This window comes from Pedobacter planticolens, from assembly GCF_014172375.1.
Lineage (GTDB): Bacteria > Bacteroidota > Bacteroidia > Sphingobacteriales > Sphingobacteriaceae > Pedobacter > Pedobacter planticolens.
Genome location: NZ_WNXD01000002.1, coordinates 1,511,410 through 1,530,976, shown reverse-complemented (window position 1 = coordinate 1,530,976; position 19,567 = coordinate 1,511,410). Strand labels below are relative to the sequence as shown.

The following is a 19,567-nucleotide window of genomic DNA, read 5'->3' as shown; positions in this document are numbered from 1 at the left end:
TTTAATATTTGTCATTCAGAGCGTAGCGAAGAATCTCATTAATAGAACAGAAATAGCCCGAGCAATAGTTCGGGCTATTTTTTTACCACCTAAGAAACCTTAGTTCATCTTAGCTTAGGTTTTCTTAGGTGCCTTAGGTGGTGATTTTTTCCGAAAAGCAATCCCAACATTCCATTTCAAAGTCAGTCCTGCCATCCGTTACAATCTTTTTGTGTCAACACCTTCCGTCATTTCGACCGTAGTGGAGAAACCTTTAGACACTGCATTCAAACACAGATTTCTCCATTCCGCTACGCTCCAGTCGAAATAACGCAGCACAAAAAGTATTTCCACTCCTGTCAGGTTTAATAAACTCAAAACAGTGCAATGAAACAACACCTGCCAAAAGAAACCTAGCTTCAACCAAAAGAATTACACAACCAACCAGTAGAAAGTTGTCAGTCTGATCTAGCCTGCACTAAGCGTAGTCGAATTGAAGACATCCGCAAAAAGAACTAAGCCATCTTACAAAAGAACTAAGCCATCCACCAGAAGAACTAAGCCATCCGCAAAAAGAGTTACATCACAAACAAAAGAATTATATCACCAACAAAAAGAGTTATACCATCAACAGATGCTCTTCGAGATATTCTGAAAGGCATCTCGTAGTTACGGATTTCAAATCCGTCTTTATCAAATAATTCGAGATGCGTTACGCTTAACATCTCGAACAGCGATAGTAAGTGACTGTCGTATTTCACCCCAAAGATTGTCTTTTTTATAGCGGTATTATTTCCCGTCTTCTTGATAATTTAGCTTAACTAAAAAATAAATCAGATGAAAAAAGAAAAAACAATTTTTTGGATCTCAACCACAATTATCTTCTTAATGGAAGGTGTAATGCCAGCCTTGACTTCACAAACTGAGTTGGCAAAAGAAGGAATCAGGCATTTAGGATATCCTGAATATTTTGGAAATGCCCTAGTGGTTTTTAAAGTTTTGGGCACATTAATTTTAATGATACCTCAAGTACCAAAGCGCATTAAAGAATGGGCATATGCAGGATTTGGATTCGATTTCATATTTGCCAGCATTAGTCACGGCGCAGTAGATGGCATTAATTTTCAAACATTTTTCCCGTTAATATTCTTGGGTATTTTAGCCATTTCTTATGTGTATTATCATAAATTAAATACCATTGCTATTAAACAAAATTGATTTTGTTATAAGAGTAGATACGCTGAGCAATTGTTATTCCTTTGCATACGCAGGAAGATCGAAATTTATAAAAAAAAGCTCCTCGAAAATTCGAGAAGCTTTTTTAGTTTTTGCAAAGTGCATCAATAGTTAAAAACCTAAACTATTCAACGCTTTATCAACCAGTAAACCATCTACTGGTTTTAGATTAAACGTTACCTTGCGTTTCGCTTTTAGTTTAATGATAAACAAATCTACCGTTCCTTTTATGGTTGCTTTATCGCCTATGTTTACAAAAGTTGGATATAAAGCCTTTTTGCCATTGGTGTGCAATCTATCATACGTTAGGTTTTCCATATCCTTAACAGCTAAGGGTTGTACACTTACAAATTCAAAATCTTGTGTATCATAAGGTAAACCAAAACTCAATGCATTTACACCGCCTAGGTTAGTTCCTTTTACTTTTACTTCTACAATTTCGCCTCCGTTATAACTAGCTTTTTCGGTACTTAATGTTATGCTTCCAGCTAATTTATCGGCTTTGTCTATTTCTACACCACCATCTAATTGTACGGCTACGTTAGAAATATCGAAGGCATCTATCAGGTCGTTTTTATTAATATCACCATTGCTAATGTAACCGTCAAAATCACCATCGCCTTTGCGTAAACCAGTATAATTAGTGTATGAAGTGATATCGTTTCCATCAACTAATTTGTCATTATTAATATCGCCTGGAATATAGCTTTCTGTTCCTGGCACTTTAAATATGTACATTTCTCTACCCGAACCAAAGCCACCAACACCATCGGTAATTGCAAGTTTGATGTAGCGTACGGTTGGGTGATTAGCAAAATCGAATGTTTTTGTGTCGCCGTTTTTAGCCCACTCAAATTTACCAGCTTCTGTCCATGTGGTTTTATTATTGCTGTAATAGATAGTTCCTTTTAGCAATACACCATTACCTCCACCGATGCGTGGTAAATATTGTAATTTCTCTATCTGGTTTACGCTTTTCAGATCGATAACTAGATCGAATGGCACTGAGTTTTGTCCCCATTTGGTATGCCAGCCATTGTCTTCATCAAAATCAAACAGTTTATTAATTCCTGCTCCGCCTTGGTTTTCGGCTGTGGTTTCGGCTTTAATTCCTTTAATTGCAAACTGTAATGGATTTGCTGTTGTAGTGGCATTAATATCTGCCCAATTAGAATAACCATCTTTATTTGCTGCTCTTAACTTAAATGAATAAGCAGTTTCTGGCTTTAACCCATCGAATAAAAATGTAGTATCCTTAATGGTGGTGTATACCATATTGTTAAACTCAATCTCATAGAAATCAGCATTGCTTACTGCTTTCCAAGATGGTTTTAAGGTAAAAGCTGCTGCATTTTTTGCTGTAACCTGTGCTAAAGTTGGAGTGGTTAATGCGCCAGAAGTAACACGGTTTTTATCCGCTGGTGCGAAAACGAAACCTTTAACTTGCACTTTAACTGCATTGGCACTAATATCTGTTGACGCTAGTTTTACCAATACTTGTGGGTTTTTAGTCATGGCTACCTTTTCAAATTCGCTGCCTTTTGTTGCAAAGCGATTTAAGTTTGGTGTAGCATCATAAAAATATCCGCTTTGTAGTTTTGCAAATTCATCTGCCGATTTTGCAGCTTCTAGTTTTACATTTTTGCCACCAATAGTTGCGGTTACACTTTTAGGCTGTTCGGTTACATTTATGGTAAACGAAGTTGATTTCTCTTTTACAAAACCATCAAAATCGCCTTTGGTAGTTTCTATTGTAATGGTAGCCGTTGTTTTATCTACCGATGAAGAAATTAAGGTAGTTGCACCTTTGCCAGATTTGTAAGCTTCGGTTGTTCCGTCATCATCATATTCGGTAAAAGAGCTATTGCCTGCTGGATAAATTTCATAGCTACGAGCTGCTTTATTAATTTCGGATACGTTGTTATTTGCATTTACCATTGGAATGATTGCGCCGCTTTTTACGAATACAGGGAGTTTCCAAATTGGGGTATTGAAGCTATTGATTACAACGTTTCCAGTATATTTCTCACCAGAGAAGTAATCTATCCATAATCCTTCTGGTAGGTAAATGTTGTTACGAATATCGTTTCCTTTTTCATCGGCTTTAGTAGCTTGATAAATTGGCGCCACCAAAAAGTTAGGGCCATATAAGTATTGATATTGTGTTGCTGTACCTAAGGTATACGCATTGGGGTTAGCTAAAAACATTGCTCTAATGATTGGCAAACCGTTTACTGCTTCTTTTGCAACGCTATAACTATAAGGTAATAACTCTGATTTGAGTTTTAAGTAATTACGATTAATAGATGCCGCTGGTTCGCCTTGTGCGTGTGGATATTTTTGGCTTGAGCCCCAACCATCCATATTTAATTGCATTGGGGTAAAGGTTTTCCATTGGAAATCTCTAACGTTTACGGGTACGTTTTTACCACCAAAAATTCCATCCATATCTGATGTAATGTTTGGCTGACCAGATAAACCTGAGCCAATATAGGTTGGAATATGGAAACGGATGTACTCCCAGTTTCCGCCAGTTTGATCGCCCGACCAAATGGTTGCGTAGCGTTGTGTGCCTGCCCAACCATCTAACGAGATGATAAATGGCCTAGCATCGTTGCCATAATATGGAATGGTTTGACCAACATCGGCCACGCCATTTAAACCAAATGAGTAACCTGCACCAACCCAAGCAACGTCTGTTTTAAGTACTCTAACGCCTGCATCTCTAACTTCTTTTAAAATATCACGTTGCAATAAAGGGCTAACACCTGGTTTTGGGTGTAAATCTGATTGTGTCCATAAACCTATTTCTACGCCGTTTTTACGAGCATAATCGCCAAAGTTTTTTAGGTTTTGAATGTTTCCATCTAAGGTTTCTGTTTGACCATAACCTGCGCCGTAGCCATCATTTGGTAAAATCCAACCTAAAGGCATATCGTGTTTTTTGTATCTATCTATTACGCCACGAGCAGAAAACTGGTAATTGTTTTTTTCGCCATTTAGCGATTCTTTAATTCCGCCATTATCTTTTTGGCTTTCTTTATAGGTTTTGCCATCCTCAAATAAAATTCCAGTCGAATCTGGTTTCCAGTAATCGCGGTTAAAGGCGTTTAAATGTCCTTCGTAAAAACCGAATTTGGGTAATAGTACCGGGTTTCCAGTTAACTGATAAAAATCGTTTAATAAGGGTACTGCGCCATCATTTACCATGAAAAACAAATCCAAGTAATCTGTTTCGTGGAAAAGTTTTACTGTTCCTTTGGCTTTTGCACCAAAATCATATCTGCCTTGTTTAAAGGTATACCACATTACGCCGTAACCTTTGGTGCTCCAGTAATAAGGTGCAGGAGAAGCTACGCCGCCGTCCGTCCAGCTGTTTTGGTTTTCGATAGCAATTGCTTTTCCTTTATGCGAGAAACGACCGTTTTGTACGCCACCGCCATAAAAATATTCTTCAGGATTTTCTTTTAAGGTTAGCGAAACTCTATTTTTTTCAAACTGGATAGGTTCGGTTTCTTCGGCAACAACAGCTTGAGTTTGTGTATTTATTACTTTAAATAAGTTTGTGCTTTTATCTATTAAGAGTGTAATTTTTGCCGTTGAGATAAAAATCTGATTGTTCTCCTCTTTTACCGTAAGTTTTGAAACTGGCTTACGTGGGTTGTTTACCAAAATCTGCGCAGACGGTTTAGCTTCTGGATTTCTAATTACGCCACCATTGTTATCTTGAAACAGTCTGAAAATATTCTCTCCGTAAAAATCTACAGTTAAGCGTTTATTATCATCGTAAAGAATTTCGACAGTTGTTGGATTAATGATTTTTGCACTGGTAATTTTTGCATCGTACTTAAATCCTGATAAGGAATTTAATGTGGTATTTGCTTGCGCATGTGTTTGCGAAAGCAGCAGCATAATTACAGTGGTTACCGCTAAAATGGTAACCTTAAAGTTGGTCTTAGTAATTTTGAGGTTCATGATTTATTTGGTGTATTTGTGTGTGTCGGTTGGTTGGAATAACTGCTATTCAATTGGCTAAAGTAAGCAACAGGATTCTTTTTTAAGCATGTTTTATACTTAAAAATCCGCTTTATTATGCGTTAAAGCCAATAAATGACGAATCAAGCGATTTCAAACGTTTGTGTAAAATTTGTAAAATCTTAACATACATCAATAAAACATTCACTATTTATTAAATATCTTTACAAAAACTTAAAAAAATTAATAATGAAATTAAAAATCACTTCAATCTTATTACTAGCAGTTATAGCTAGCTTTTCATTTTCTGCGTTTACACTAAAAGAAGATGTTTACAAAGTAGATGTTACTAAATCGACTGTTACTTGGGAAGGCAAAAAATTTGCTGGTAGCCATAAAGGTACTGTTGCCTTAACTTCTGGTAACTTAAATTTTAATGGTAAAAAATTAACACAAGGCGGTTTTGTTGCTAATATGACGACTATTAAAGATGGCGATAACAATGGCGGTCTTGAAAAACACTTAAAATCTGAAGACTTTTTTGGCGTAGAAAAATTCCCAGCTGCAAATTTTGTAATTAAAAAAGTTGAAGGAAGCGGCGCTAACGTAAATGTTACAGGTGATTTAACAATTAAAAGTGTTACAACTTCTATCACTTTCCCTGCTACTTTGGTATGGAATGCTGATAAAACAGTTACTGCAACTGCTGATAAAATTACAGTTGATAGAACTAAATATGGTATTCAATTTAAATCTAAATCGGTTTTTGCTAACATTGGCGATAACTTTATTTATGATGAGTTTACATTGAGCGTGAAATTAGTTGCTGCGAAATAAGCGATTAGTAGTACACAACAAAAAGACCTAGCACTTGTGTTGGGTCTTTTTGTTTATATAGGTTTGCTATTTCAAGTTTCAATATATACCTTTAAACACGTAAGAAAACACTTTTTTATGTAACACACGAAGCTCAATGTTAGATACTAAGATCAATCTATTGGTTATAGATGACGATGATATTAATATTTTTATCATCAAAAAAATTGTAGAAAAAACTGGATTTGATATCGATATGGTGTCCAAAAGTAATGGACAACAGGCAATAGACTACCTAAATGAAGTTGTTTCTACAAACAGACCTATACCTCACCTGATTTTAATAGATATAAATATGCCGGTTATGAATGGTTGGGAGTTTGTTGAGGCTTATCAATCTTTAGGTATTGCGCAACGTGTAGATTTATATATTCTCTCTTCATCAGTTTATGAGAATGATATTGAAAAAACTAAAAGTTATACAGCTGTAAAAGGTTTTATTTCGAAGCCACTTTCTATAGAGCGTTTAACGGAATTGATAAAAGAGTTGGAGCATTAGTTAGCCTGAATTCGATGATAATTTAAGTTTTTAAGCATTACGATTCCCTCCTGATAGCTATCGGGATTCACGGGAATGACGAGCAAGGTGCCTAACACGAATTCACGCTGGTTAAATAATTTTAAAGCGATCTTCTGTTAGTTCGATAAAAGCTTGGCTTTTTGTTTTAGAATGATAAAATAAGCATTTCCAATTTTCAGCTGCAGCTTTTTGTCCAAATTCTTCTCTAAGTTCCATTGCTTTACGTCCATCGAAATCGTATTTGGCAATGAATTTTCGTAGTAATTCTTCTGGCTCTGGTAAAACATCACCACCAAAAAACACTTTATCTTCTCCATCATCTACTAAAAAAACTTGATGGTATGGACAATGCGCACCTGTTAATTCGTAGCTAATTTCATCCGTTAATTGACCTGAACCTTCTATAAATTTCAATTGCGCATTGCGTTGCAGAAACTCAAAAATATCGGTGTGATAAGAGGATGATGTACTTGTAAATGCTGTTTCCCATTCGCCCCTCTGTATTACGTAGGTTGCATCTGGAAAACTGAGTTCCATTTTACCATTGTGGTGATGAACCATGCCGCCAGAATGATCAAAATGTAAGTGCGACATTAATACCATAGTTACATCTTCGGGTTTGAAACCTGCTTTTCTAATGTTTTCGTGTAAATGCAATTTTCCATCAGCATTGCTGTAGCCTAAGCCTGTATCAAATAAAATTAAAGCGTTTGCAAGCTTAACTAAAAATGGCTGTACGTGAATAAATAATGATGCAGGTCTATCTTTTGGATTATCCTTTGTGGGATCAAAAGGAAGAAATTTCTTGGTAATATCTACAGAATATGAACCTTCGTGTAATGTGTAAACTTGCAAAGACATAGGTTGTTTTTTGGAAAGAAATTAAATGATATATTTACGAACGATAGGACAAATATATGGAACCTGCATGAACTTATAGTCATGGGAACCGTTGAATAACAACAAGAATTAGATGGAAAAAAGATGGGCTCAGATTGAACCAGGTGATGTAGAAACGTGTAAAACACTTGCCCAAGAGTTAAATATAGCTTATTCTTTAGCTCAATTATTAGTTCAAAGAGGAATTACAAATTTCGAGGATGCTCGTTATTTTTTCAGACCTACGCTAACTCAATTGCATGATCCTTTTTTAATGAAGGATATGGAGAAAGCTACCGTTAGAATTACATCTGCCCTACAAAACCAAGAAAAAATACTAGTTTATGGCGATTATGATGTAGATGGAACTACTTCAGTTGCATTGACGTATAGTTTTTTTAGTCAGTTTACGAGCGAAATTGCGTACTATATTCCCGATAGGCATAAAGAGGGTTATGGTATTTCTACTGCCGGAATTGATTTTGCAAAAGAGCATGGATTTACTTTAATTATTGCTTTAGATTGCGGAATTAGATCGGTAGATAAAATTGCTTACGCCAATTCTTTAGGAGTTGATTTTATTATTTGCGATCACCATTTACCGGGCGAAGAATTACCAAATGCAGTTGCCGTATTAGACCCAAAGCGAGCAGATTGCGAATATCCTTTTAAAGAATTATCTGGTTGTGGTATTGGTTTTAAATTAGCACAAGCCTATTGCCAAGTGAATGATTTACCAGATGAAAAATATGAGCAATATTTAGATTTATGCATGGTAAGTATTGCCGCAGATATTGTCCCTATTGTGGATGAGAATAGAGTAATGGCACATTTTGGCTTAATAAAGCTGAATGAAAATCCGTGTACTGGTTTAAAAGCCTTAATGCAAATTGCGGGTAAAACCGAGAGCTATTCTATTACCGATGTGGTGTTTTTATTAGCTCCACGCATTAATGCCGCAGGGCGGATGGGTGATGCAAAAGATGCGGTTAAGGTTTTACTAAGCGATGAGGTGGTGTTGGCCGATGAACAAAGTTTATTTATCAATTCTCAAAATACAGAACGTAAATCTTTCGATCAAAATATTACGTTGGAGGCTTTAGCTATTATTGAAGAAAGCGAGTTGTTGATGAATAGAAAAACTACAGTAGTTTATCAGCAAGATTGGAATAAAGGAGTTATTGGCATTGTTGCGTCTCGTTTAACAGAGAAATATTACAGACCAACCATTGTATTAACAGAATCAAACGGTAATTATACAGGTTCTGCTCGTTCTGTTGCCGGTTACGATTTATACGAAGCACTACTTTCTTGCAGCGATTTATTAGAGCAATTTGGCGGTCATAAATATGCTGCTGGCCTAACCATTAAACCTGAAAACTTAATTCCATTTTCAGAAAAATTCGAAAGCGTAGTGGCTTCAACCATTAGTCCGAATCTACTTATTCCCGAAATAAAAATTGATTGTGAAATTGAATTAGGCCAAATTGACGGGAAGTTTTATCGTGTTTTAACACAAATGGCTCCATTTGGACCACAAAATATGGCTCCAATATTTGTAAGTAATGGCGTAACTATGGTTGGTCCAGCACAAATTGTTGGCACAAATCACTTAAAGTTGAGTATAAAACAACAAAATTCAGCTATTTTTGAAGCCATCGCTTTTGGCTTAGGGGAATTTGAAGTTAAATTAGAACCAAACAAACCATTTTCTGTTTGTTATACCATTGAAGAAAATGTTTGGAGAGATAAAAAGCGCTTGCAATTAAATATAAAAGGAATTAAAGTAGATTGAGGTTAGATTTCTTATTGCCAGTGTGCAGGAAATCACAAATCGTAAATCGTAAATCGTAAATATAAATGATCTTAAAAGCCGAAAATCTGGTTAAGAAATATAAACAACGTATTGTTGTAAACCATGTGTCTTTTGAAGTAAGCCAAGGAGAGATTGTTGGTTTATTAGGACCAAATGGTGCTGGAAAAACGACTTCGTTTTACATGATTGTTGGCTTAATTAAACCTAATGAAGGCACTATTTTACTAGATGGAGAAGATATTACTAAAGACCCAATGTACCGTAGAGCGCAAAAAGGGATTGGTTATTTAGCGCAAGAGGCTAGTGTATTTAGAAAGCTTACGGTTGAAGATAATATTATGGCCATTTTAGAAATGACCGCTTTAACTAAGGAAGAAAGACACGAAAAATTAGAAGAATTAATTAATGAATTTAGTTTACATAAAGTAAGAAAAAATCGCGGCGATTTACTTTCTGGAGGTGAACGTAGAAGGACAGAAATTGCTCGTGCATTGGCCGCCAATCCTAATTTTATTTTATTAGATGAACCTTTTGCTGGAGTTGATCCAATTGCTGTAGAAGAAATACAAACCATTGTAGCCAAGTTGAAGAAAAAGAATATCGGAATTCTGATTACAGATCATAATGTGCAAGAAACTTTATCCATTACAGATAGAGCTTATTTGCTTTTTGAAGGAAAAATTTTAGAATCAGGAACGCCTGAAGTACTTGCAGCCAATGAAATGGTGCGTAAAGTATATTTGGGGTCTAATTTTGTACTACGTAGAAAAAATTTATAACCTTTAGTAACGCATGGCAATTGTAAATTCTATTTTTACTTGGTATATGAAAAAGCGCATTCACCAGATTGAGCTTTTTAAGAAATATCCACTAGATGTGCAAGAAGAGTGGTTACACACCTTAATCTCTAGTGCTCAAAATACCGAATGGGGTAAATTATACGATTATAAATCTATTCTTACGGTTGGTCAGTTCAAAGAACGCGTACCTATCCAAAATTACGATACGTTAAAACCTTACATCGAGCGTATGCTCAAAGGCGAACAAAATATCCTTTGGCCATCAGAAATTAAATGGTTTGCTAAATCATCAGGCACCACAAGTGATAGAAGTAAATTTATTCCAGTATCTGAAGAAGCCTTAGAAGAATGTCATTTTAAAGGTGGAAAAGATATGATTTCTATTTACTGCAATAACCGACCAAATACACAGATGTTTACTGGAAAAGGATTGGTTTTAGGTGGAAGTCATCAGATAAATCAGCTGTGCGAAGATATTCATTATGGAGATTTATCAGCTGTGCTTATAAAAAACTTACCCATGTGGGCGGAGTATTATAGAACGCCTGATATTTCTATCGCTCTGATGGATAATTACGAAGAAAAAATGGATAAAATGGCTGAGGCTACCATTAAAGAAAACGTAACTAACATTTCTGGCGTACCAACATGGACCATTGTTTTAGCTAAAAAAGTACTCGAATTAACTGGTAAAAAAAATCTATTGGAAGTTTGGCCAAATCTGGAGCTTTATTTTCATGGCGCTGTAAACTTCACTCCTTATCGCGAGCAATTTAAAGAGCTTATTCCTTCTGATAACATGTATTACTTGGAAACCTACAATGCTTCTGAAGGTTTTTTCGGCATACAGGATCAGGATGATTCAGAAGAATTATTGTTGATGCTCGATTATGGCATATTTTATGAATTTCTTCCATTAGAAAATTTAGAAGACGAAAATCCAAAAACATTATCGTTAGAGCAAGTAGAGCTCCATAAAAACTACGCAATTATTATTACCACCAATGCAGGTTTATGGCGCTATTTAATTGGCGATACTATTCAATTTACCTCTCTTTCTCCTTTCAGGATTAAAATTACTGGTCGTACCAAACATTTCATTAATGCTTTTGGCGAAGAGGTAATTATAGACAATGCGGAAAATGCGCTAACTAGGGCGTGTATTGAAACAGGTGCAAAAGTAAAAGATTATACGGCCTGTCCTATTTATTTTAAAGGTGAAGATGTTGGTGGACACGAATGGATTATTGAATTTGAAACACAGCCAAAAGATTTTGAAAAGTTTATAGATGTTTTAGATCAAACTTTACGTGAAGTAAATTCAGATTATGATGCAAAACGCTTCAAAGATATGGCATTGCGTCGCCCAACGGTACATAATGCACCTGCAGATACCTTTTACAAATGGCTTAAAGCTTGTGGAAAATTAGGCGGTCAGCATAAAGTTCCGCGTTTAGCAAATGATCGCAAGTATGTGGATGAGATTTTAAAAATGCTTTAATATTAGGTATGCTTATTGATATGTAGATTACTATAAATTGATATCTATGGACTTAAATAAATTAAAAAGCAGGTTTAATATCTTCAAAAAGAGCGCTCAGCAACTAGTTGTAGATAAAAGCAGTACCCTCGAAAAAGTACAAGAAGGTTTAAAAAAAGCGAATAAACATAAAGGAGCTTTAACGGGCATTTGGCAGCAGTTAATATTGCTTTTTGAAATAGCCAGAGCATATGCCAACGGAAGTTATACCACTATTCCAAAAGGTTCTATCATTGCAATTGTTGCTGGTTTATTGTATTTTATTTCACCATTAGATCTTATACCCGATTTTATTGCAGGCTTAGGTTTTGTTGATGATGCACTGATTTTAAGTCTAGTGTATAAACAAGTTGCTAAAGATTTAGAAAAATATTTGAGTTGGAAAGCCGCACAAAAAAACATCATTCATATTTAAATTTCCTTAGCACCATTCGTTTATAGTTTTCATTATTTCTTGTTTGGAATTAAAGTTTTTTTAGCTAAATTTAAGTAGCTAATAAACAAACTATTATGAGAACCGTACAACAAATCTTGAATACCAAACCTGTTCAAATTTATAGTGTTAAACCCATTACATCGGTTTTAGATGCACTTAAAATAATGACTGATAAAAATATTAGTGCTTTATTAATTATGGATGATGAGCGCTTACTCGGCATTTTTACTGAACGAGATTATGCTCGGAAAATCATTTTGCATGGCAAATCATCAAAAGATACGCTGATTAGCGATGCGATGACCACAACTCCAATTACGGTAAGTCCAACAGATAGTATTGAGCTGTGCATGCAAACCATGACAGACAAACACATTAGGCATTTACCCGTTATGGCAGCAGATAAAGTAGCTGGAATGGTTTCAATTGGTGATGTGGTAAAGTTTATTATCGCCGACCAAAAACAGACTATTTCTCAATTAGAAAGTTATATTAATAGTTAGTTTTTTCGTTGGTTTGTTGTTTGGTTTGTTGGAGTTGCATGCCAAAAAACCAAACATCTAAACAACAAATTAGTCTTTCCACCTCCATTCACCTGCAATTTTTAGCGGTTCTTTTAAATTCTGGCTTTCTAAAAATACCTCTAAATCTTTTTCATTTTGTTTGGTAACTGGAATTTTTGGTGTGTTAGCTAAAGCATAGGTAAGCATAGCTGAATAACGTACAGTATTTCTCAATTCTTGTTCATCCACCAATTTAAATACATCACCATCAGAGTGATAATAAGGGCCTGAATTGTTTGGCAATTTGCCGCCAGCACCACCACCAGTTGGTATTCCTTCTAACATAAATGGCTGATGATCGCTATGCAAGCCAGCTCCAGCTTGAAATAAATTTTTAAAATTAGTATCAAGTTGAACTACCTCTGCGCCCCAACTTTTAAACAACGGTTCCATTTCTTTTCTCGTGGTCGAAAACCCTTTTGGATCATTAGTCATATCATAGTTTAACATAAAGCTAACCTGATTTAGTGTGCCATTTTTCTTAGCTTGTTCTATATAAGCTTTAGAACCTAATAAACCTTGTTCCTCGCCCATAAATAACACAAATTCTACCGTTCTTTTAGTTTTAAGATTTAGTTTTTTAAATGTACGAGCCATATCCATTATCGAAAAAGATCCAATTCCGTTATCAATAGCACCAGTAGCTAAATCCCAACTATCTAAGTGCCCACCAACAACAATTTTTTCTTTAGAGAATTCCGTTCCTTTAAAAGTGGCTATTACATTACGAGCTTTTATTAATCCAGAGAAATTAGTCATCTCAATGGAAGCAACTTGATTAGCCGTTTTCATTTTTTCCTTTAAAGCTATTCCGTTTTCTAAACCAATACATACCGCAGGAATTGGAATTAACTTACCAGTTACTGATGCTGTACCTGTTAACAAAACACCATCTTTTACTGTATTAATAATAATTACACCAACTGCACCATATTTTGTAGCAATAGCTGTTTTTTCAGAGCGATGAAGTGATCCAGTTCCTTTTGGAGAACCTGGTAATACGCCTAAATAGATTAATGCAATTTTACCTTTCACTTTATCACCCAATGGCTGATAATCTGCTTCCAAACCATTACCAACGTCAATTAGATCGGCAGTTACGTTTGCAGATACTGGCGAATGAGCTAATGTTACGGCTTTCATTGGCGCTAAATCATTAGCAGAATTACCTACTTTAACAGCTATAGTTCTTCTATCCCAACTCTCTACCTCAAAAGGTTGATATTTAACATCACAACCATAAGATTTCAATAAATTATAAGCATATTCTTCGGCTTTTGCACCATTCGCAGAGCCTGTTAAACGATGTCCGATAGTTATCGAAGCATCTTTTAAAGTGCCATAAGCTTTTGAATTATTTTGTACTTCGGTATTAATCTGCCTAAAAACAGGCCCGAAATTATCTTGAGCACTGGCAGATAAACATAAACTTGTGAGTGCTAGTAAAAAGAAATTCTTCATCAATATTATTTTTTTGATGAAATTAAGGTTTTTGAATCGAAGTTGAGATATGGCTTTAGAATTTTTACAATAAAAAAGGGCCCAGCGTTTTTCATTGCCAGACCCGGTCCTCTACTTGTTAATTAGGAAACTCCTTTCCTAAAATCTTACTATCATTATCAGCCTAAAGGTTCAGTTTGGCATAACTGTCAGTAGCTGGTTTTTTAATTGCAGAAAATTCGAAATGGGACGATTTGGAATTAACATTGCAAATGTACATCGCTTATCACCTTCAAAAAATCGTCTTTTGGGGTAATGAGCTAATAAACGTCATTAATGTTTAAACACCGATAACCTGAGAAACGAACCCAAAGGGAAACGTAGAAATAGGGGATTTTAATCCCTCTAAAAAATTGGCAAATAATCATTATACCAAAAAAACTCACCCAAATAGGTGAGTTTTTTTAAAAGATCGAATTGTGATAACTAATCTAACTTACTAAAAGCTAATCAACATGAGCTTGTTTCCGCTTCGGAAAAACCAAGGAAGCAACCACACTTGCAGTTAAAATAAATAGTATAATTAGTAAAGAATGTTCGGTAGTAAAACCCCATGCTTTTAAATAATCGTGAGCTAACATTTTCACACCAATAAAGGTTAGCAATACAGCCAAACCAGTTTTCAGGTAATGAAATTTATGAATAATGTTAATCAACAAAAAGAACATAGATCGTAAACCCATAATGGCAAATATGTTTGAGAAAAACACGATGTAAGCATCTTTAGTAACTGCAAAAATGGCTGGAATTGAATCTACAGCGAAAATTAAATCCGTAAACTCTACAATTAACAACACTAAAAATAAAGGTGTTAAAAGTGTTTTACCACTTACTTTATGGAAGAAATTATTTCCTTCGTAACGTGGGTGAATAGCAAAAAATCTGGACGCAAATTTAACTACAGGATGTTTTTCTGTATCAATTTTATCATCTCCTTCTTTAGAGAAAAACATTCGTATTCCTGTAAAAATTAAGAAAGCACCGAATACATATAAAATCCATGAGAATTGGTTAATTAATGCAGCACCTACAAAAATGAAGATGAAGCGCATAATAATAGCACCCAAAATACCCCAAAACAAAACGCGGTGATAATACTTTTCTGGCACAGCAAAGGCAGAAAAAATAAGCACAATCACAAATATATTATCTACTGAAAGCGCATATTCAATTACATAACCCGTTAAAAATTCTATCCCTAAATTCTGATTATAGATTTTTAAACTTTCTTCAAAGTTGCCAGGAATTAATGTTATCTGATGCTGATGCGCCTTTACGATCTGTTCTAACTGTGCGTAATTGCGAATGCCGTGTAGTTCTTGTCCTTCTAAAATTAATAAAAAGTAAAAACCTAGGGCGAGCATTACCATGATAAAACTCATGATACCCGCTTGTTTTAAACTAACTACATGATCTTTTTTACTAAATAAACCTAAGTCTAATGCTAAAATAAGCACTATAAAGAGCAAAAAGCCACTAATGAATAATAATTCGTTCGACATTATTTTTTACGTTCTGTTGTATACCTTACCAATTGTTCTAACCCAGTTCTGGCATCGCCTTCTTCAAATTGATACAAAATATCAAAAGCTTGCTGCTGATATTCTAACATCTTTTCGTTGGCATAATGCACTCCATCCTTACTATTTACAAAATCTATTACCTCTTGTATTTTTTTAGGATCATCCTGATGGTTCTTCACCAAATTTATTATTCTTTTCCGCTCTGGTTTTTCTGCCCTATTCAGTGCATAAATTAAGGGTAGCGTAACTTTCTTCTCCTTAATATCAATGCCCAAAGGTTTGCCCACGTCATCCGTTCCAAAATCAAAAGTATCATCCTTAATCTGAAAAGCGATTCCAACCTTCTCTCCAAACAGGCGCATTCTTTCAATCGTTTCCGCATCAGCACCAGCAGATGCAGCACCGCATGCACAACAAGAAGCAATTAACGAAGCAGTTTTCTGACGAATAACATCAAAGTACAATTCTTCACTAATATCCATCCGTCTCACCTTTTCAATTTGTAGCAATTCGCCCTCACTCATCTGTTGCACTGCTTCAGATACTATTTTTAACAAAGCAAATTCGCTATTGTTTACCGAAAGTAACAAACCTTTAGCCAACAAATAATCGCCCACTAAAACAGCAATTTTATTTTTCCATAAGGCATTAATGGAGAAAAACCCACGACGCTCGTACGCATTATCAACCACATCATCATGCACTAAAGTAGCAGTATGTAAAAGTTCTACTAATGCCGCACCACGATGAGTAGATTCTATAATACCACCACATAATTTAGCAGCAAAAAACACAAACATAGGTCGCATTTGTTTGCCTTTCCTTTTTACAATATAATGCGTAATGCGATTTAATAACGGTGCATCGCTATGCATAGAATCTTTGAATTTTGCTTCAAATGCATCAATCTCTGCGGTAATAGGGAGTTTTATCTGATTTATTCCGGGCATTCAGGTAAAAAAATGTGTTTGCAAACTTAGGTATTAAAAGCGTATTTTTAATCAAACTATTCACATGAAACCATTATGATTTTTACAAACATCATATTGAATCAATAAAATCATAATAGCTTCATTACCTTTAAAAGCAAATTTCATACAAATGAAAATATTATTAAGCGTACTATTTATTACCGTGGCGATACTAGTAATCGTCTATTTTGTAGGCCCAAAGCCTACAAAACCACTATATACCATTAAACTTCCAGTAGTACCCGAATTAGCCGCCTTGCCAGCTTATGTGGCAGCGCAAGAAGCACACTACAAAATTAAACCTGGCAACGAAGCCGAAATTGTTTGGGAAGATAGTACACACCAACAAACCGAATATGCAATTGTATACTTACACGGTTTCTCTGCTTCTAAACAAGAAGGAAACCCTGCTTACACCTATTTAGCAAAGGCTTTACATGCCAACTTGTACCTATCCCGTTTAGCCGACCATGGTTTAGATACCATTGCGCCAATGGAATATTTCACAGCAGATCGCCTTTGGGAAAGTAGTAAACAAGCCTACGCCATAGGTAAAAAACTAGGTAAAAAGGTAATATTAGTAGGCACATCAACCGGCGGAAGCTTGGCTTTACAACTCGCCGCAGCCTATCCAGAAATAAATAGTTTAGTACTAATGTCGCCAAATATTGCAATAAACGATAGCAAAGCGTGGTTATTGAATGACCCTTGGGGGTTACAAATTGCTCGCCAAGTTACTGGTGGCAATGAGCGAAAAGTTGATGGTAGAAGTCCGGAATATAAAAAATACTGGTATACTCATTATCGCTTAGAATCGGTAGTGCAACTCGAAGAAATGTTAGAAACCAGCATGACTACATCGCTATTCAAAAAGGTAAAACAACCTGTGCTACTCCTTTATTATTACAAAAACGAAACCGAGCAAGACCCCGTTGTAAAAGTAGATGCCATGCTAAAAATGTTCGATGAATTAGGCACTCCAGCAATGGATAAACAAAAAATAGCTATTCCAAAAGCTGGCAACCACGTAATAGGTTCTGCAATTACCTCAAAAGATATTGAAGGTGTTGAGCATGCAATGGATGGTTTTATAAAGGCAAGGTTAGCTGGTTCAGGATATACCGTAGCATTATGTGATCCTTTGAAAAACTAAGTCAGCATTTCAAACCGCAGTATAGCCCTGCCATCCGTTACAATCTTTTTGTGTCAACGTTCTGCGGGACTTGTCTAGGCAGTGCAACAAAAAGTATTTCCACTACTGTCAGGTTTAATAAACTTAAAACAGTTGTTTGTGGCACAGAATGCACTCGGCCCATTAATTATGGAAATCTTATTATTCCTTCATCTTTATTTTAAACAATGAGAAGACATAATAAGAAATTACTTTACCCAACTGGTATAATTAGCCTAGTCTTTTTACCAATACTATGTATATGGAATTTAGATAAGCAAAAAGCATTCGAAAAATTAGGTGCAATGGACGTTGCTTACATGTATCATAAACAAAAAACAGATACTAGTTATAGTAACTTTTATAAACTGTCACAAGGTTTTAGAAGTTATACAGATATAGAATTTTCAGGAGATAACAACAATGATAAGTCGAAACTCCAATATGCTCAATTTGAAATCGAAAGGATAATTAACTCAAAAGATACCCTCAAAGGAATTCATTTTAAGTTTACAGAGAAAGCCAAATACTGGAATTTTGTAAAGGCGATTGAGATTAGTCATATCGAAAATATCAATTCAAGACTTGATAGAAATGACCTTTGGCTCTTCTACATTCCTTCAATAACTACCAAAGAAGAGCCTTATCAGTTTATTTGTGGCACCAATTACCTTCTTAGAGCTTACGAAATAGGTGAAGAAAATCGAATAGCAAAAATTGAATATATGAAAACTACCATTAAGTTATTTGCATTACCGTTAATCTTCTTTTTTTTAATGTGCTATTTTACTTTTAGAGAATTGTTATAAAACTCCCTTACCCTAACCTATGACACCCACACCCACTTTTCAAAAACAATTAGTTCACATTTTTTAAAAAAATCGTACTTTGTTACTGTTCTTTTATCTACCATTAAAAACTAACTGTATATGAAATCTCTACTCCTTTTCTGCTGCATTTTTATCGCTCTCTCTGCTAAAGCACAATACAAACTTGTATTTATAAATGCCGATAGCAGCAAAACCATTATTGTAAAACAAAAAGATTTAGCACGACTAAGCTACAATGGTTATATGAAACAGCCACAAGAAGTAGAAGGCATTATATCTATGGTAACCGATAGTACCATTAGCCTTTCGCCACGTAAAAAATTGTTTAAAAAAAGACAAGAAGCACAAACCATTCGCACTCGTGATATTACCGGATTTAGAAGATACTCTAGTTTTAGACCAGCAGGAGAAATTATTTATGGTGTAGCAAGTGTAGGTATTACTGGAGCCGTATCAGCAATTATAAGTAAGGGAAGTGTGCCAACTGCATTAACTTTCTTAAGCGCTGCTGGTACAGCAACAGTAACCACAGCAATAAAGGGGATGTTTTTGTCTCATAAAGTAAAAAATCATTTAGGTAAAGAGTGGACAATTCGCATCCAACCAGACCAGCCACAACCCGCAAATTAAAACTTATAAGGTTTTGTGGTTATATGTTTCTCTTATTGCTAAGGAAATTCTTTACCGAAGGGACAACCTATTTTAGGCTGCATAAGTAATACTAATGTAGGAGATTGCCGCGGCTTGAGAAGAACAAGCCTCGCAAAGACGACCTGCCTATGTTTGGCGTGAAGAAGATTGGTTTAAGTGAGTTTTAGGTTTCTTTTTGCAGGTGCTAGGTTTCTTCTTGACAATGCTAGGTTTCTTTTAGCGGGTGTTGTTTTGTTACACTGCTTTGGGTTCTTTAAACCTGATTGAAGTGAAAATACTTTTTTGTTTTTACTGTCTTTTC

16 protein-coding genes are annotated in these 19,567 nt (G+C 35.3%); 11 read left to right on the top strand and 5 right to left on the bottom strand.

The window, feature by feature from the left end; all coding sequences use genetic code 11:
* Nucleotides 1-816: 816 nt before the first annotated feature.
* Nucleotides 817-1,197: a DoxX family protein gene (locus GM921_RS15465; RefSeq protein WP_182923535.1), complete on the top strand. Its 381-nt coding sequence runs from the start codon at nucleotides 817-819 to the stop codon at nucleotides 1,195-1,197.
* Nucleotides 1,198-1,326: 129 nt separating this feature from the next.
* Here the strand turns inward: GM921_RS15465 and GM921_RS15460 are convergent, their stop codons facing one another.
* A complete protein-coding gene (locus GM921_RS15460; RefSeq protein WP_182923534.1) occupies nucleotides 1,327-5,190 on the bottom strand; it encodes a TIM-barrel domain-containing protein in 3,864 nt (1,287 codons plus the stop codon).
* Between the two features lie 249 nt (nucleotides 5,191-5,439).
* Here GM921_RS15460 and GM921_RS15455 point away from each other — a divergent pair, with 249 nt between their 5' ends.
* Together GM921_RS15455 and GM921_RS15450 are read left to right on the top strand one after the other, a co-directional pair.
* Nucleotides 5,440-6,027 (top strand): YceI family protein, encoded by a 588-nt coding sequence (locus tag GM921_RS15455; protein WP_182923533.1) that lies wholly within the window; start codon nucleotides 5,440-5,442, stop codon nucleotides 6,025-6,027.
* Nucleotides 6,028-6,163: 136 nt separating this feature from the next.
* Nucleotides 6,164-6,565: a response regulator gene (locus tag GM921_RS15450; protein ID WP_182923532.1), complete on the top strand. Its 402-nt coding sequence runs from the start codon at nucleotides 6,164-6,166 to the stop codon at nucleotides 6,563-6,565.
* A 111-nt stretch (nucleotides 6,566-6,676) separates the two neighbouring features.
* Here the strand turns inward: GM921_RS15450 and GM921_RS15445 are convergent, their stop codons facing one another.
* Nucleotides 6,677-7,441, bottom strand: coding sequence for an MBL fold metallo-hydrolase (locus GM921_RS15445; protein ID WP_182923949.1), 765 nt, complete (start codon nucleotides 7,439-7,441; stop codon nucleotides 6,677-6,679).
* Nucleotides 7,442-7,559: 118 nt separating this feature from the next.
* On the opposite strand from GM921_RS15445, the gene recJ reads away from it, so the two are divergent.
* The 5 genes from recJ to GM921_RS15420 all read left to right on the top strand — a co-directional run bounded on the left by recJ (nucleotide 7,560) and on the right by GM921_RS15420 (nucleotide 12,560).
* A complete protein-coding gene (gene recJ / locus GM921_RS15440) occupies nucleotides 7,560-9,260 on the top strand; it encodes a single-stranded-DNA-specific exonuclease RecJ (RefSeq protein WP_182923531.1) in 1,701 nt (566 codons plus the stop codon).
* A 65-nt stretch (nucleotides 9,261-9,325) separates the two neighbouring features.
* On the top strand, nucleotides 9,326-10,060 hold the full coding sequence (gene lptB / locus GM921_RS15435) for an LPS export ABC transporter ATP-binding protein (protein ID WP_182923530.1): 735 nt from the start codon (nucleotides 9,326-9,328) through the stop codon (nucleotides 10,058-10,060).
* 13 nt (nucleotides 10,061-10,073) lie between these two features.
* Nucleotides 10,074-11,582: a GH3 auxin-responsive promoter family protein gene (locus GM921_RS15430; RefSeq protein WP_182923529.1), complete on the top strand. Its 1,509-nt coding sequence runs from the start codon at nucleotides 10,074-10,076 to the stop codon at nucleotides 11,580-11,582.
* A gap of 46 nt (nucleotides 11,583-11,628) precedes the next feature.
* Nucleotides 11,629-12,036: a YkvA family protein gene (locus GM921_RS15425; protein WP_182923528.1), complete on the top strand. Its 408-nt coding sequence runs from the start codon at nucleotides 11,629-11,631 to the stop codon at nucleotides 12,034-12,036.
* A 95-nt stretch (nucleotides 12,037-12,131) separates the two neighbouring features.
* Entirely contained in the window at nucleotides 12,132-12,560 is a 429-nt protein-coding gene (locus GM921_RS15420) for a CBS domain-containing protein (protein WP_182923527.1), read from the top strand.
* A 69-nt stretch (nucleotides 12,561-12,629) separates the two neighbouring features.
* Here the strand turns inward: GM921_RS15420 and GM921_RS15415 are convergent, their stop codons facing one another.
* From GM921_RS15415 to GM921_RS15405, 3 genes are all read right to left on the bottom strand, one after another.
* Nucleotides 12,630-14,081 (bottom strand): M28 family peptidase, encoded by a 1,452-nt coding sequence (locus tag GM921_RS15415; RefSeq protein WP_182923526.1) that lies wholly within the window; start codon nucleotides 14,079-14,081, stop codon nucleotides 12,630-12,632.
* Nucleotides 14,082-14,566: 485 nt separating this feature from the next.
* Complete coding sequence (locus tag GM921_RS15410) at nucleotides 14,567-15,622, bottom strand: TerC/Alx family metal homeostasis membrane protein (protein ID WP_182923525.1); 1,056 nt, start codon at nucleotides 15,620-15,622, stop codon at nucleotides 14,567-14,569.
* On the bottom strand, nucleotides 15,622-16,593 hold the full coding sequence (locus GM921_RS15405; RefSeq protein WP_182923524.1) for a polyprenyl synthetase family protein: 972 nt from the start codon (nucleotides 16,591-16,593) through the stop codon (nucleotides 15,622-15,624). Before GM921_RS15405 ends, GM921_RS15410 begins: the two co-directional genes overlap by 1 nt.
* Before the next feature lie 151 nt (nucleotides 16,594-16,744).
* Here GM921_RS15405 and GM921_RS15400 point away from each other — a divergent pair, with 151 nt between their 5' ends.
* The 3 genes from GM921_RS15400 to GM921_RS15390 all read left to right on the top strand — a co-directional run bounded on the left by GM921_RS15400 (nucleotide 16,745) and on the right by GM921_RS15390 (nucleotide 19,245).
* A complete protein-coding gene (locus GM921_RS15400) occupies nucleotides 16,745-17,767 on the top strand; it encodes an alpha/beta hydrolase (protein ID WP_182923523.1) in 1,023 nt (340 codons plus the stop codon).
* A gap of 206 nt (nucleotides 17,768-17,973) precedes the next feature.
* Nucleotides 17,974-18,594 carry a hypothetical protein gene (locus GM921_RS15395; protein ID WP_182923522.1) on the top strand — a complete coding sequence of 207 codons (621 nt, stop codon included), beginning with the start codon at nucleotides 17,974-17,976 and terminating at the stop codon, nucleotides 18,592-18,594.
* 120 nt (nucleotides 18,595-18,714) lie between these two features.
* Nucleotides 18,715-19,245 carry a hypothetical protein gene (locus GM921_RS15390; protein ID WP_182923521.1) on the top strand — a complete coding sequence of 177 codons (531 nt, stop codon included), beginning with the start codon at nucleotides 18,715-18,717 and terminating at the stop codon, nucleotides 19,243-19,245.
* Nucleotides 19,246-19,567 lie beyond the last annotated feature (322 nt).